Raw genomic sequence first — 13,083 nt, 5'->3', positions numbered from 1 at the left:
CGGCGGCGCCGCGTCCGTCGGATGCTGCGGCCCCGCCCCCTTCCCCTGCCCGTTCCCGTCGCTCACCGGCCGGCTAGAGTACCACCGTCTCCCGGTACTCGCCGAAGACCTCGCGCAGCGCGTCGGAGATCTCGCCGAGCGTCGCCTCCGCCTTCACGGCGGCGAGGATCGGCGGCATGAGGTTCTCGCTCCCCTTCGCCGCCGTGCGCACCCCCTCCAGCGCCTGCTTCACGGCGGTGGCGCTCCGCTCCCGCCGGAACGCCGCGAGCGACGCGACCTGCCGTGCCTCGAGCGCCGGGTCCACCTTCATGACGGTCACGGGCGGATCGTCGGAGCGGAACGCGTTCACGCCCACCACGACCTTCTCCTTCGCCTCCACCTGCCGCTGCCAGGCGTAGGCGGCGTCCTGGATCTCCCGCTGCACGTAGCCCTGCGAGATCGCGTGGACCATGCCGCCCATGTCGTCGATCTTGCGGAGGTACTCCTCGGCGCGCCCCTCGATGTCGTCGGTGAGCGCCTCGATGGCCCAGCTCCCGCCGAGCGGGTCGATGACGTCGGCGACGCCCGACTCGTTCGCGATGATCTGCTGCGTGCGCAGCGCGATGCGCGCCGACTCCTCGGTGGGGAGCCCGAGCGCCTCGTCGCGCGAGTTCGTGTGCAGGGACTGGGTCCCGCCGAGCACCGCGGCGAGCGCCTGGAGGGTGACGCGCACGATGTTGTTGTCCGGCTGCTGCGCGGTGAGCATCGAGCCCGCGGTCTGGGTGTGGAAGCGCAGCATCATCGAGCGCGGGTCCTTCGCCTTGAAGCGCTCCTTCATGATGCGCGCCCACAGCCGCCGCGCCGCGCGGAACTTGGCGACCTCCTCGAGGAGGTCGTTGTGGGCGTTGAAGAAGAACGACAGCCGGCCGGCGAACGCGTCCACGTCGAGGCCGGCCTTCACCGCGGCGCCGACGTAGGCGATGCCGTCGGCGAGCGTGAACGCCACCTCCTGCACCGCCGTCGAGCCCGCCTCACGGATGTGGTAGCCGGAGATCGAGATCGGGTTCCACTTCGGCATCACCTTCGCGGTGTACGCGAAGATGTCGGTGATGAGCCGCAGCGACGGCTCGGGCGGGTAGATGTAGGTCCCGCGCGCCGCGTACTCCTTCAGGATGTCGTTCTGGATCGTGCCCTGGAGGTCCGCCGCCGCGACGCCCTGCTTCTCGCCGATGGCCTGGTAGAGCGCGAGCAGGATCCCCGCGGTCGCGTTGATGGTCATCGAGGTCGAGACCTCGCCGAGCGGGATCCGGTCGAGGAGGATCGACATGTCGCGGATCGAGTCGATCGCGACGCCGACCTTGCCGACCTCGCCCCGCGCGCGCGGGTGGTCGGAGTCGCGGCCCATCTGCGTGGGGAGATCGAACGCGACGGAGAGGCCGGTCTGCCCGGACTTGAGCAGGTAGTGGTAGCGGCGGTTCGAGTCCTCCGCGGTCCCGAACCCCGCGTACTGGCGCATGGTCCAGAAGCGGCCGCGGTACATGGTGGGCTGCACGCCGCGCGTGAAGGGGAACTCGCCGGGCAGCCCGAGCCGCTCCTCCAGCCCCGGCCGCGCGTCCCCCGCGACGTAGACGGGCTGCTGCGGGATGCCGCTCGTCGTCTCGAAGCGGGCGCGCCGCTCCGGCCCCTTCTTCACGGCCTTGCCGTAAGTGCCCTCGAGCCAGCGCTGCTTCTTCTCGTCCGCCATGTCGGTCCCTCGACGCGCTCGCGGGCGTCGTGCCCGCGGAAGAGTTCGCTACTCCACGACGCAGAGCTTCGCGTTGCCCTCGACGACCTGGCCCTCCGTGACGAGGACCTCCACCACCCGGCCGCCCTTCGGGCTCCGCAGCTCGTTCTCCATCTTCATCGCCTCGACGACGAGGAGCGCCTGCCCCTCCCGCACCGCGTCGCCGACCTTCACCTGCACCTTCGCGATCCTGCCCGGCATGGGCGCGGCGAGGGTCTGCCGGCCCTCGACCGTGAACCCGCCGGCCGCGCGGCGCATGCGGAGCTTCTTCTCGTCGAGGATCTCGATCGGATACACCGAGTCCCGCACCCGCACCCGCACGTGCGAGTCGCGCTCGTCGAGCATGGCGGTGTAGCTCGCGGTGTCCACGATGAGCGAGAGCGTGCCGTAGTCGTGCCTGAAGGCGTCGACGACGTGCACCCGCCCGCGAAGCCGCACCTCGAACTGCCCGGGCGCCGTCTGCCTCACCTCGATCGGCTCCTCGCGCCGTCCGCCGTCGAGGAGGGCGACGTAGCGGCTCACGCGCCACCTCCGCGCAGCGCGCGGGCGCGCCCGAGCCGCGCCCAGTTCGAGCGGCTGGCCGCCACCGAGCCGGCGCGCGCCACGGACGCCTCCGCTGCGGCGCGATCCCGCTTGTACGCCTCGACCGCCGCGGCGATGAGGGCCACGTCCTCGAAGGCGGGATCCGGGGGCCGCACGAGGTCCGCCGCGTAGCGTTCGCAGAACTGGGTGTCGTAGGCGCCCGAGCGGAAGGCGGGGTGATCGAGCACCGCCGCGAGGTAGGCGACGTTCGTGGTGATGCCGTGGACGGTGTACTCGCCGAGCGCGCGGATGAGCCGCTCGATGGCCTGGTCCCGCGTCGGCGCCCAGGCGACGAGCTTCGAGATGAGGGGGTCGTAGTACTGCGGCACGACCCAGCCCGCGTACACGCCCGAGTCGTCGCGGATGCCGGGGCCGCCCGGCACGCGCAGGTAGGTGATCTTGCCCGGCGAGGGCAGGAAGCCCCGCCCCGGGTCCTCGGCGTAGATGCGCGCCTCGATGGCGTGGCCGCGGCGTGCGACCGCCTCCTGCGGCACCAGCCGCCCGCCGCGCGCCACCTCGAGCTGCATCCGCACGAGGTCGAGCCCGGTGATCATCTCGGTCACCGGGTGCTCCACCTGCAGGCGGGTGTTCATCTCGAGGAAGTAGAAGCTCCGCGCCGCGTCCACGAGGAACTCGACCGTGCCGGCGCCGCGGTAGCCCACCGCCTTCGCCGCCCGCACGGCGACCTCGCCCATCGCCTGCCGCATCCGCTCGTCGAGGATGCAGCTCGGGCTCTCCTCCACGACCTTCTGCTGGCGGCGCTGCACCGAGCACTCGCGCTCGCCCAGGTGGATGGCGTCGCCGTGCTCGTCGGCGAAGATCTGGATCTCGACGTGGCGCGGCTCGTCGAGGAACTTCTCGAGGTAGAGCCGCTCGTCGCCGAAGGCGCCGGCGGACTCCCGCCGGGCGGAGTCCCACAGGGCGAGGAAGTCCGCCTCGCGCTCCACCTTCTTCATGCCCTTGCCGCCGCCGCCCGCCGCCGGCTTGATCATGACCGGGTAGCCGAGCGCGTCCGCGAAGGCCTTCGCCTCCTGCTCGTCGGCGATCGGCCCCTCGGACCCGGGCACCGTGGGCACGCCCGCCGCGTTCATGTGGCGGCGGGCGACCGTCTTCACGCCCATCGTCTCCATCGCCTCGGGCGGCGGGCCGACGAAGGTGACGCCGGCCGCCGCGCACGCGCGGGCGAGCGCCGCGTTCTCGGAGAGGAATCCGTACCCTGGGTGAAGGGCGTCCGCGCCCGTCTTCTTCGCGGCGTCGACGAGCTTCTCGACGACGAGGTAGCTGTCGCGCGCGGGGGACGGCCCGACGTGGACCGCCTCGTCCGCCTTGCGGACGTGGAGGGCCCCGCGATCCGCGTCCGAGTAGACGGCCACCGTCGCGAGGCCCATCTCCCGGCAGGTCCGCATGACGCGCACCGCGATCTCGCCGCGGTTCGCGACGAGGACCTTGCGGATGCGCGTCTTGGGGCTCAATTCGCGGGCCTCGAGGGGGAAACGGTCGGGGCTCGACCCGGCACGGGGCAGCGAGAGCGGCTGGGGGAGCGGGTCACGATACCTGCGCGTGCACGCGCAGGTAAAGGCTCTCCCCACATCGACTCCACGGGTCCGGAACGATCGTTCCGCGCTCCGCTCCTCGGCGCGCGGACCGGGGGGTTCCCCGGGGGCCGCCGCGCGCCCACGATGAGGCGACGATGGCGGAGGACGTCACGCAGCCCGCCCCGGGCGAGGGCGAAGCGTCGGAGCGGTCGCGCGCGCGGCTCGCGGACGGCCTCGAGCGGCTCCTCGCCGTGGAGCCCGAGGAGCGCGCGCTCCGCCGGCTCCTGAGCGCCCTCGCCGACGCGGTGCCGGCGATCGACTCGGTGGCGCTCGTCGTGCGCGAAGGAGATCGCCTCGAGGTCCTCGCGCAGGTGGGGTTCGACGACGGCGCACCCGCGGAGGTCGAAGGCGGGCTCGCCGCGGAGGTGGTCGCCGCCGGGACGCCGCGCACCGCGCCGCGGCCCGGGGCGCCCTTCCCTCCCGGCACGCGCCACGGCGCGGGGACACCGCTCGTGGGCTGCGCCGTCGCGGGCGCGCTCCTCGCCGGCACGCGCGGCGACGCCCCGCTCGACGCGGAGGCGCTCCTGCTCCTCCGCGCGGCGGCGGATCGCGCCGCGCGCGCGCTCGATCGCGACCGGCTCGGCCGCGCGCACGAGGACGCGCGCGAGACGCTCCGGCGCGCCGAGGCGGACCTCGAGACCCGGCGGAGGACGGTGGACTTCATCCTCGGCGTGGTTGGCCACGATCTGCGCAATCCGCTCGGCGCCATCCACATGTCGGCGTCGCTGCTGCACACGAAGGGCGGGCTCGCCGGCTGGCAGGCCCGCGCGATCGAGCGGACGCGCTCGTCGGCCGGTCGGATGGGCCGCATCATCCAGGATCTGCTGAGCTACACCCGGACCCGGCTCGGCAACGGGATCCCGGTGAGCCCGCGCCCGGCGAGCCTCGACGCCGTCGCGCGCAAGGTCGTGGACGAGCTCCGCGCGGTGAACAGCGATCGCACGGTCGAGATCGCGATCCACGGCGACGCCGCGGGCGAGTGGGATCCCGATCGGCTCGAGCAGGTGGTCTCGAACCTCGTCTCGAACGCCATCGACCACGGCGATCCCGCGGTGCCGGTGCGCGTGGAGGTGGACGGGGACGAGCCGGACCAGGTCCTCCTGCACGTGCGCAACGGCGGACCGGGGATCCCGCCGGAGGTGCTCACGCACCTCTTCGAGCCGTTCTCGCGCGGACCCGAGGAGAAGAGCCGCAAGGCCTCGGGCCTCGGGCTCGGCCTCTACATCTCGCGCGAGATCGTGCGCGGGCACGGCGGCGACATCGCCGCGCGCTCGGTCGAGGGCGAGACGACCGTGACGGTGCACCTCCCGCGGCGCTGCGCGGCGCGGCCGAGCTGAGGGCCCCGCCGGGCGCAGGCGTCAGCGCGCGTCGCGCCAGAGCTCGAGGAGCTCGGGCGGGAGGCGCCGCTCCACCTCCGCCGCCGTCTCTGCCGGGAGCGCCTCGCGGACGGCGGCGAGGACCGCGCCGGCGTAGATCGCGGCGGCGCGCGGGGGGTGCTGCACGAGCTCCGCGACGTCGCGCAGGTACTCGCCGGCCCCGATGCGCCCGCGCACCGCGCCGTCCTCCTCGTCGAGCAGCTCGCGGGCGAGCGCGTGGGGCAGCCGCGCGGCGATCGCGCGGAGCGGCTCGCCGTGCAGCGCACCGAGGAGCGGCACGAGCACGCCGAAGAGGATCTTGCGGAGATCCACCTCCGAGCCGAGCCGCGCCTCCAGACGCTCGGCGATCCCGCGCCCGTCGACGTGCACCCACTCCGCGCGGCCGTCGAGGTCGCTCGGACCGAGCGCTCCGGGCACGGCGTCTCCGTGCCCGCCCGACACCCGGTATCCGTCCGTCATGCCGGAAAGATGTGCGTCGCACACGGGCGGGGCAGCACCCCGGACCGCGGACTCCGCAGGCGAGGCGGGAGACGCGGTCGGGCGGTCGCCCTCCCGTCAGCGCGCCTCGGGCACCCGGGGCGGTGGGACGCGCAGCGGCCCGGACGGCCGGTTCGCCTCGGGGAGCGCGGCCGCGATCGCGGCCCGCGTCGCGTCGCGCAGGGCGTCCGCGGTCGGGAACTCGGCCGGGTCGAGCGGGTCGAGCACGCGGACGTGCGCGCGCATCCGCTGGCGCAGGACGAGGCCGTGCTTCGGGAGCGCGTCGCCCGTCCCGCTGACCACGATGGGGATCACCGGGCAGCCCGCCTCGATCGCGAGCCGGAAGGCGCCGTCCTTGAACGCCCCGAGCCGTCCGTCCCGCGAGCGCGTGCCCTCGGGGAAGAGCATCACCGGCGTACCGCGCGCGAGGTGGGCGCGGCAGTGGTCCATCATCTCGCGGATCGACTCGCGGTCGCCCCGCTTCACGCGCACGTAGTCGTTGAGCCAGAGGTTCCAGCCGACGAACGGCACGCGAAAGACCTCCGCCTTCGACACCCACTTGAAGGGCCGGAAGAGCCCGTAGAGGACGAGGATGTCGAGGAGGGAGAGGTGGTTCGCGGCGAGGACGGCGGCGCCCTTCCACGGCAGCTTCTCCCGGCCCTCGACCGACACGCGCCAGAGCGGGTTCGCCACGACGTAGAAGGTCGCCCACGCGCAGGAGTAGAGGTGCACGGCGACGCGCCGCCGGTCGAACGGAGAGGTGAGGAGGAAGACGAGCATCGCGCCGAGGAACAGGACCGGCAGCGTGGCGGCGAAGAACACCCAGTACACGAGGGAGAAGGCGCGCAGCACGGGGCGCATCCTGCTCCGGCGCCGGGGCGGCGGCAAGCGTCGGCCGGACGGGCGCCGCACCTCCGGCGTCACGCGCCGGCGGGGCCCGCGACGCGCGCCTCGGGCGTCGCGCCGACCGCCTCGAGGATGCGGTGCAGCCCGAACTTCGGCAGGCGCATGTAGCCCGCCCAGGCGGCGGCCGCGAGGACGCCGTCGGCGATCCCGTCGCCGAGCCACTCCGCCGCGAAGCGCGGGTCGCGCTGCTTCAGGCCCGCGCCGCTCTCCCGCGCCCAGCGCCGGTTGTACCTTTCGTGAACCCCGACCGGCGGCGCCAGCACGAGCGGGAGCCCGAGCGCGCCGTAGAAGGTGAGCTCGGAGGGCTTCGTCCACAGGACGTCGGTGCGCGCCAGGAGCGCGTTGAAGCGGTCGTAGTACTCGCGGAAGGTCGGGGCGAGGAGGATGTCGAGCGGGCCGCCGAGGAGCGGCTCCAGCCCCGCGCGCCGGGCGATCTCCCGGAAGCGCGCGTCCACCTCGGCGCGCACGCCTGCCACGAGGCAGATCCTGAGCGTCCCCGCCTCGAGCGCGCGGCGGAAGCCGGGCAGGAGCTCCGCCGCCATCCCCGCCTGCGCGCCCGCGCCGCCCACCGCGAAGGTGAGGAGCGGCGGCTGCCCCTCCTCCTCGCGCGGGAGGGCGCCGAGGAAGTGCGCGAGCTCCTCCGGGATCGTGCGGCGGAACTCCCCGGAGGGATCGAGCCGCACCACGCGCGCAGCGAGGTTCGCCTTGAGCGCGCCGAGCGCGGGCCCGCCGACGAGCGTCTCCGGGAGCGGGAAGCCGGTGAAGGTGATCCGGTCCTCCGGCACGCCGTAGGAGCGGAGCCTGCGCGCGGCGCGGCGGGTCGGGACGAGGTAGTGGATGCGGGTGCGGCGCGGCTCGGCGGGCGCCCAGATGCGGTTCAGGTCGGAGTCCGTCGCGACGCAGAAGATCCGCTCGAGGCCGGCGGCGTCCGCGACGATCGCCGGCGAGTAGAAGGTGGTGAGGAGGGGCGCGCCGGTCCGGCGCAGCTCCGCCACGAGCCCCCGGCCCAGCTGGCGCTTCCGGACGAGCCGGTCGAGGGTGTCGACCCCGCGGGTCGGCGCCGAGAGGTCGCGGTAAGGGTGGAGGCGCGGGATGTCCGTCACGGCCTCGAGCGCGCGCCGGAGCGGCGCCCCCACCCACGGCACCTGCGAGAGGCGCGACACGCCCTCGTAGGTGCTGCGGACGCGCTGCCAGAGCCGCTCCTCGCCCGGCGCGACGAGCGGCGCGCGATCCACCTGGAGCACCTCGGTGCCGAGCGCGTCGGCGAGCGGCATCGCGGCGCGCATGTGGCCGTAGCCCATCTCGACGGCGACCACGAGCGGCATGGGGGAGGACGAGGGGTGGGTCATGATGTGGGCGCCGAGCGTATCCCACCGACCGGGGGGCGTCAGCGTCGCGGGGGGAGCGCGCGCTCGCGGGCTCGCTCGGGAGCCTTCGATATCGCATCGCCCAGCATCACAAGCGCGAGACGCCACCCGTGCGCCGAGCTCTCTCGCGCTCGGCGAGCGAGGCGGACGCCCGGGCGAGGGAGCGGCCGCCGCGTCGCGTCAGGGGCCTCCGGCTACGCACCGCGTCGGTCGATTGCCACGGGGGCCGTGACCGTCGGGTGACACCGCAGCCGTAGGGTGCCCGCTCGCGCCCCGTCCCTCAACCCGGCGCGAAGGAGCCCACGCATGTCCGCCACGCCCGCGTCGCCGCACGCCGAGCAGACCTCCGCGCCGCTGCCGCGCCTCGATCGCCAGACGATCGCGGAGATCGTCAGGTCCGGGCGGCGCCTGCTCGTCCAGGGCGGCATGGGCATCAACGCCTCGGACGGCCTCTCCGGCAAGGTCGCCGCCCATCGCGGCGCCCGCCTCGTCGGCGTGGGGACCATCTCCGCGGTCCTCAAGACGCCCGAGCAGCTCCGCGCCGAGATCCGCCGCGCCCGCCAGGACTCGCAGGGCGGGTTCGTGGGCGTGAACCTGATGGCGGCCATCAACAAGGGCGACTTCGAGCTCCTGGCGCGCGTGTCGATCGAGGAGGGCGTCTCCTTCCTCGTGCAGGGCGCGGGGATCTCCCGCGAGATCCTGCGCTGGTGCAGGGAGGGCGGCGTGCCGTTCGCCGGGATCGTGTCCTCCGGCCGGCTCGCGGCGATGTACGAGAAGTGGGGCGCGGACTTCGTCGTCGCCGAGGGCGCCGAGGCGGGCGGGCACATCGGCGACATCGGCCACCCGCTCCCGGCGCTCGTCCGCGAGGTGCTCGCGGCGACGTCGCTGCCGGTCGTCGCGGCCGGCGGCGTGGACGCCGCGGACGTCGCGCGCTTCGTGGCGGGCGGCGCGGCCGGCGTCCAGCTCGCGACGCGGTTCCTCGCCTGCGCGGACGGCGACGTTCACCCCGCGTTCAAGGCGATGCACCTCGGCAAGCGCGAGCCCGACGTGGCGATCATCACGAGCTGCGTGAAGGGGATGAAGGCGCGGGCGGTGCGGAGCGCCTTCACCGAGAAGCTCGCGCGCGGCGAGGCGGTCCCGCCCCGCTCGAAGGCGTGGTGGTTCGGCAAGGAAGGCTACATGGGCCGCAAGAAGGCCTGCATCGAGTGCCTCGGCGACGGGCTCTGCGTGTGCCGCACGAGCGGCTTCAAGGAGAGCTTCTGCATCACCGACGCGCTGCTCGCCGCGGCGGTGAAGGGCGACACCGAGAACGGCCTCTTCTACACGGGCCAGAGCCTCGTCCGGATCGGTGATCGCGACGTCACCGCGCTCCCGACCGCGGCGGCGCTGCTCGCCGACCTCGAGGCGCGGCTCGCGACCGAGGGCTCCGCGTTCGAGCACACGCCGGCCAGCGCGGCCGCGGTCGCGTAGCTACCCGGACCCACCGTCTCCATTTGATGCGGGTCAACGGGCGTCGCCCGGACGGGCCGTCGCATCTCGACCATACGGAATTTTTCGGATACAGGATTTTGGTCCACCTTTTCGTCGGGTGGACCGAGCGTCATCCCGGCGATCGAAACAGCGAAAGAGACGTTGAATGGCGACTGGCACCGTGAAGTGGTTCAACGACGCGAAGGGCTTCGGGTTCATCACCCAGGACAACGGTGGTGAGGACGTCTTCTGCCACTACAGCGCGATCCAGGGCGACGGCTTCAAGAGCCTCGCCGAGGGTCAGAAGGTGGAGTTCGACGTCGTGAAGGGCCCGAAGGGCCTGCAGGCCGCGAACGTGCGGAAGACGTAAATCGCCCGCCCAGCTCGGTCGGCACGGAGCCCGGTTCCTCTGCGAAGGGGCCGGGCTCTCGCCTTTCGGAGGGACCGATCGTCACGCGCCGTGAAACGTCAGGGGCGAGGCGCAGCGGAGAGCGCCCGCGGGGCGAGCGGCGGGGCGAGCGTGGCTCCATTGCGGCGGCAGGCGACGCGCCGCAGCGTGAGAGCGGAGGTCCGCCCATGTCGATGCGCACGCACGAGCTTCACCCGTCCCTCGTCCACGCGCCGCTCGTCCTCTTGCCCGCCAGCGCGCTCGTCGATCTGGCCGCCGCCCTCCGCCCGCGCGACCTTCGGCTCGACCGCCTGGGCCGGAACCTCTGGTGGACGACGGCGTCGGCGGGCCTCCTCGCCGGCCTCGCCGGCATGGCCGCCTCGCAGGAGATCGAGCTCCGCAGCGGCCACGCCCGGGACATGATGTTCACCCACGGGCTCGGGAACCTCGCCATCGTGGTCGCTGCGGTGGGGATCTCCGCCTGGCGGTCGCGCAACGCGGCGAACCTGACCTCCGCGGCGAGCGGGCTCCTGGCCGCGGGGGCGGCCACCTACACGGCCTACCTCGGCGGAGAGCTCGTGTACACGCACGGCGCCGGCGTGAAGGTCCTCGGCGGCGCCGCCGCGGAGGCGCCCGCGCTGTTCTCGGCCGAGGGGGTGGAGCGGCTCGGCCGAGACGCGGTGCGCGGCCTCGGCTGGCTCGTCCGGCGCGCGTACCGCGCGGTCAGCGGTCGCGAGCGGGTGGAGCGGAGCGCGCTCGGCCCCATCGCCGAGGCCGGGACGGGCGCGGAGGAGCCGGAGCTTCACTGACCGTCAGCGGGGGACGGCGGATCCCGATCCGGAGACCTTGCCGGCGGAGCGAGTCCGCCGGGGACGCCACGGTCGAGACGTGGCTCGACGCGCGACCCCCGGGGGAGCGACCCGCGCGCCGTCGTTCAGAGCGGGATGTTGCCGTGCTTCCGCGCCGGGTTCTCCTGCCGCTTCGTGCGCAGCATCTCGAACGCGCGGATCACCTTCGGCCGGGTGTCCTCCGGCTTGATCACCTCGTCGACGTAGCCGAGCTCCGCCGCCTTGTACGGGTTCGCGAACTTGTCGCGGTACTCCTGGACGAGGCGCGCGCGCTCGGCGACCGGGTCCTTCGCGGCCGAGAGCTCCTTGCGGAAGATGATGCTCACGGCCCCCTCCGGCCCCATCACGGCGATCTCCGCGGAGGGGTACGCGAAGTTCACGTCGGCGCGGATGTGCTTCGAGGCCATGACGTCGTAGGCGCCGCCGTACGCCTTGCGCGTGATGACCGTGACCTTCGGGACGGTCGCCTCGGCGAACGCGTAGAGGAGCTTCGCGCCGTGCGTGATGATCCCGTTCCACTCCTGGTCGGTGCCGGGGAGGAACCCGGGCACGTCCACGAGGGTGAGCAGGGGGACGTTGAACGCGTCGCAGAAGCGCACGAAGCGCGCCGCCTTGACCGAGGCGTCGATGTCGAGGACGCCCGCGAGCACCGCGGGCTGGTTCGCGACGATCCCCACCGGGCGGCCGTTGAGGCGCGCGAAGCCGATCACGATGTTCGTCGCGAAGTGCTCGGCGACCTCGAAGAAGTGCCGGTCGTCGACCACCGCCCGGATCACCTCCTTCATGTCGTAGGGCTTGGACGGGCTCTCCGGCACGACGGTCTTCAGGAGCTCGTCGCGGCGGGCGACGTCGTCCGAGCACGGCTGCGCGGGCGGGTCGTCGGCGTTGTTGAGCGGCAGGAAGCCGAGCAGCTCCCGGACGGCCCGGAGCGTCGCCTCCTCGGAGTCGATCGCGAAGTGCGCCACGCCGGAGCGCGTGGCGTGGGTGCGCGCGCCGCCGAGCTCCTCCTTCGTGATCTCCTCGTGCGTCACCGTCTTGATGACGTCCGGACCGGTGATGAACATGTACGCCGAGTCGTTCACCATGAAGATGAAGTCGGTGATGGCCGGGCTGTAGACGGCCCCGCCGGCGCACGGCCCGAGGATCACCGAGATCTGGGGGATGACGCCGGAGGCGAGCGTGTTTCGCAGGAAGATGTCGGCGTACCCCGCCAGCGAGACGACGCCCTCCTGGATGCGGGCGCCCCCCGAGTCGTTGAGGCCGATGACCGGGCAGCCGACCGACATGGCGCGGTCCATCACCTTGCAGATCTTCTCGGAGAAGGCGCCCGAGAGCGAGCCGCCGAAGACGGTGAAGTCCTGCGCGAAGACGAAGACCTGGCGCCCCTCCACGAGGCCGTAGCCCGTGACGACGCCGTCCCCGAGGACCTTCTGCCCCTCCATCCCGAAGTCGGCGCAGCGGTGCGTCTTGAACTTGTCCTGCTCGACGAAGGTGCCGGGGTCGAGGAACGTGTCGATCCGTTCACGCGCCGTCAGCTTGCCGGACCGGTGCTGCTTCGCGACTCGCTCGGCGCCGCCGCCCTGCTCCGCCTCGGCGTCGAGCGCGTCGAGGAGGGCGCGGCGCGGATCGGGGTCGACCGGCTTTTCCATGGGGGGCCTCGCGCTCCGGGGGACGGGGGCGGAGGATAGGCACCCGCCCCGGCGAGAGGCAAGCGGCGCGTCCGGCGCCGTCAGTCACTCACAGGACGTGGCCGCTGCGCGTCCACCAGCCGGCCCAGGCGCGCGCCGCCTGCTCCCGCTCCTCCGACGGCAGGTCGGCGGAGTATGCGACCGGCGCCGGCGCCGCGCTCGAGAGCTCGACCGCCGCGGCGACGCGCGTCTCGCGATCCGCGCTCGTGAGGCCCGAGAACAGCCACTCGGCGCGCCCGCGGCCGCGGTTCTCCTTCCACCACCCGAGCCAGCGTCGCGCGTCGGTGCCGAGCCGCTGCAGCGTGATCGCGGCGAGCGCGTCCGCCGCGGCCCGGGCGGGCTCGGGGGCGCTCGTCTCGAGCACCTGCACGAGCAGCGGGATGGCCTCGGCGTCGCGGAGCGCGCCCAGCGCTCGCGCCGCGCGGAGCGCTCGCGCCTCGATGCCGGAGAGGAGCGCGCGCCGCAGCCGCTCGCTCGCCTCGCGCACCCCGGGATCGCGCCGGCGCGCCGCGAGGGCGGCGCAGGCCGCCGCCGCGAGGGCGAGGTCGGCGTCGAGGGCGCGATCGGCGAGCACGGCGGGCGGGGTGGTCTCGGCGACCACGGTGTCGTCGATCTCGACCTCGA

The 13,083-nt window shown here is 73.7% G+C and carries 11 protein-coding genes and 1 pseudogene; 4 read left to right on the top strand and 8 right to left on the bottom strand.

Annotated elements, in window-relative coordinates:
* Positions 1-73: 73 nt before the first annotated feature.
* The 3 genes from MNZ39_RS20635 to MNZ39_RS20625 are packed head-to-tail and all read right to left on the bottom strand — an operon-like array spanning position 74 to position 3,816.
* Complete coding sequence (locus tag MNZ39_RS20635; protein ID WP_242340986.1) at positions 74-1,723, bottom strand: methylmalonyl-CoA mutase; 1,650 nt, start codon at positions 1,721-1,723, stop codon at positions 74-76.
* Between the two features lie 48 nt (positions 1,724-1,771).
* Complete coding sequence (locus MNZ39_RS20630) at positions 1,772-2,284, bottom strand: acetyl-CoA carboxylase biotin carboxyl carrier protein subunit (RefSeq protein ID WP_242340985.1); 513 nt, start codon at positions 2,282-2,284, stop codon at positions 1,772-1,774.
* The gene (locus MNZ39_RS20625) at positions 2,281-3,816 is read right to left on the bottom strand and encodes an acetyl/propionyl/methylcrotonyl-CoA carboxylase subunit alpha (RefSeq protein WP_242340983.1); all 1,536 of its coding nucleotides are present in this window, start codon (positions 3,814-3,816) and stop codon (positions 2,281-2,283) included. The genes MNZ39_RS20630 and MNZ39_RS20625 overlap by 4 nt, the downstream gene beginning before the upstream one ends.
* A gap of 218 nt (positions 3,817-4,034) precedes the next feature.
* Here MNZ39_RS20625 and MNZ39_RS20620 point away from each other — a divergent pair, with 218 nt between their 5' ends.
* Entirely contained in the window at positions 4,035-5,276 is a 1,242-nt protein-coding gene (locus MNZ39_RS20620) for a HAMP domain-containing sensor histidine kinase (RefSeq protein WP_242340981.1), read from the top strand.
* Positions 5,277-5,297: 21 nt separating this feature from the next.
* Here the strand turns inward: MNZ39_RS20620 and MNZ39_RS20615 are convergent, their stop codons facing one another.
* From MNZ39_RS20615 to MNZ39_RS20605, 3 genes are all read right to left on the bottom strand, one after another.
* A complete protein-coding gene (locus MNZ39_RS20615; RefSeq protein WP_242340979.1) occupies positions 5,298-5,774 on the bottom strand; it encodes a DUF2267 domain-containing protein in 477 nt (158 codons plus the stop codon).
* 96 nt (positions 5,775-5,870) lie between these two features.
* Entirely contained in the window at positions 5,871-6,644 is a 774-nt protein-coding gene (locus MNZ39_RS20610) for a lysophospholipid acyltransferase family protein (RefSeq protein ID WP_242361658.1), read from the bottom strand.
* Positions 6,645-6,712: 68 nt separating this feature from the next.
* Positions 6,713-8,047 (bottom strand): hypothetical protein, encoded by a 1,335-nt coding sequence (locus tag MNZ39_RS20605; protein WP_242340977.1) that lies wholly within the window; start codon positions 8,045-8,047, stop codon positions 6,713-6,715.
* A gap of 324 nt (positions 8,048-8,371) precedes the next feature.
* Here MNZ39_RS20605 and MNZ39_RS20600 point away from each other — a divergent pair, with 324 nt between their 5' ends.
* The 3 genes from MNZ39_RS20600 to MNZ39_RS20590 all read left to right on the top strand — a co-directional run bounded on the left by MNZ39_RS20600 (position 8,372) and on the right by MNZ39_RS20590 (position 10,732).
* Positions 8,372-9,535: a nitronate monooxygenase family protein gene (locus tag MNZ39_RS20600; RefSeq protein WP_242340976.1), complete on the top strand. Its 1,164-nt coding sequence runs from the start codon at positions 8,372-8,374 to the stop codon at positions 9,533-9,535.
* Between the two features lie 166 nt (positions 9,536-9,701).
* Positions 9,702-9,905 carry a cold-shock protein gene (locus tag MNZ39_RS20595; RefSeq protein WP_011984597.1) on the top strand — a complete coding sequence of 68 codons (204 nt, stop codon included), beginning with the start codon at positions 9,702-9,704 and terminating at the stop codon, positions 9,903-9,905.
* Between the two features lie 206 nt (positions 9,906-10,111).
* Positions 10,112-10,732 carry a DUF2231 domain-containing protein gene (locus MNZ39_RS20590; protein ID WP_242340975.1) on the top strand — a complete coding sequence of 207 codons (621 nt, stop codon included), beginning with the start codon at positions 10,112-10,114 and terminating at the stop codon, positions 10,730-10,732.
* A 125-nt stretch (positions 10,733-10,857) separates the two neighbouring features.
* Here MNZ39_RS20590 and MNZ39_RS20585 read toward each other — a convergent pair whose 3' ends face one another.
* Positions 10,858-12,420 carry an acyl-CoA carboxylase subunit beta gene (locus MNZ39_RS20585; RefSeq protein ID WP_242340974.1) on the bottom strand — a complete coding sequence of 521 codons (1,563 nt, stop codon included), beginning with the start codon at positions 12,418-12,420 and terminating at the stop codon, positions 10,858-10,860.
* 88 nt (positions 12,421-12,508) lie between these two features.
* A pseudogene (locus tag MNZ39_RS20580) lies at positions 12,509-13,083 on the bottom strand (hypothetical protein); the annotation flags it as partial.

This window comes from Anaeromyxobacter sp. SG66, from assembly GCF_022690805.1.
Taxonomy (GTDB): Bacteria; Myxococcota; Myxococcia; order Myxococcales; family Anaeromyxobacteraceae; genus Anaeromyxobacter; species Anaeromyxobacter soli.
This window is presented reverse-complemented; position numbering and strand designations above follow the sequence as displayed.

Excerpts from the sequence above, each read along its gene's own strand:
- MNZ39_RS20620 (WP_242340981.1), top strand. The coding sequence starts at position 4,035 with ATGGCGGAGGACGTCACGCAGCCCGCCCCGGGCGAGGGCGAAGCGTCG.
- MNZ39_RS20590 (WP_242340975.1), top strand. The coding sequence starts at position 10,112 with ATGTCGATGCGCACGCACGAGCTTCACCCGTCCCTCGTCCACGCGCCG.
- MNZ39_RS20595 (WP_011984597.1), top strand. The coding sequence starts at position 9,702 with ATGGCGACTGGCACCGTGAAGTGGTTCAACGACGCGAAGGGCTTCGGG.
- MNZ39_RS20605 (WP_242340977.1), bottom strand. The coding sequence starts at position 8,047 with ATGACCCACCCCTCGTCCTCCCCCATGCCGCTCGTGGTCGCCGTCGAG.
- MNZ39_RS20585 (WP_242340974.1), bottom strand. The coding sequence starts at position 12,420 with ATGGAAAAGCCGGTCGACCCCGATCCGCGCCGCGCCCTCCTCGACGCG.
- MNZ39_RS20635 (WP_242340986.1), bottom strand. The coding sequence starts at position 1,723 with ATGGCGGACGAGAAGAAGCAGCGCTGGCTCGAGGGCACTTACGGCAAG.
- MNZ39_RS20615 (WP_242340979.1), bottom strand. The coding sequence starts at position 5,774 with ATGACGGACGGATACCGGGTGTCGGGCGGGCACGGAGACGCCGTGCCC.
- MNZ39_RS20600 (WP_242340976.1), top strand. The coding sequence starts at position 8,372 with ATGTCCGCCACGCCCGCGTCGCCGCACGCCGAGCAGACCTCCGCGCCG.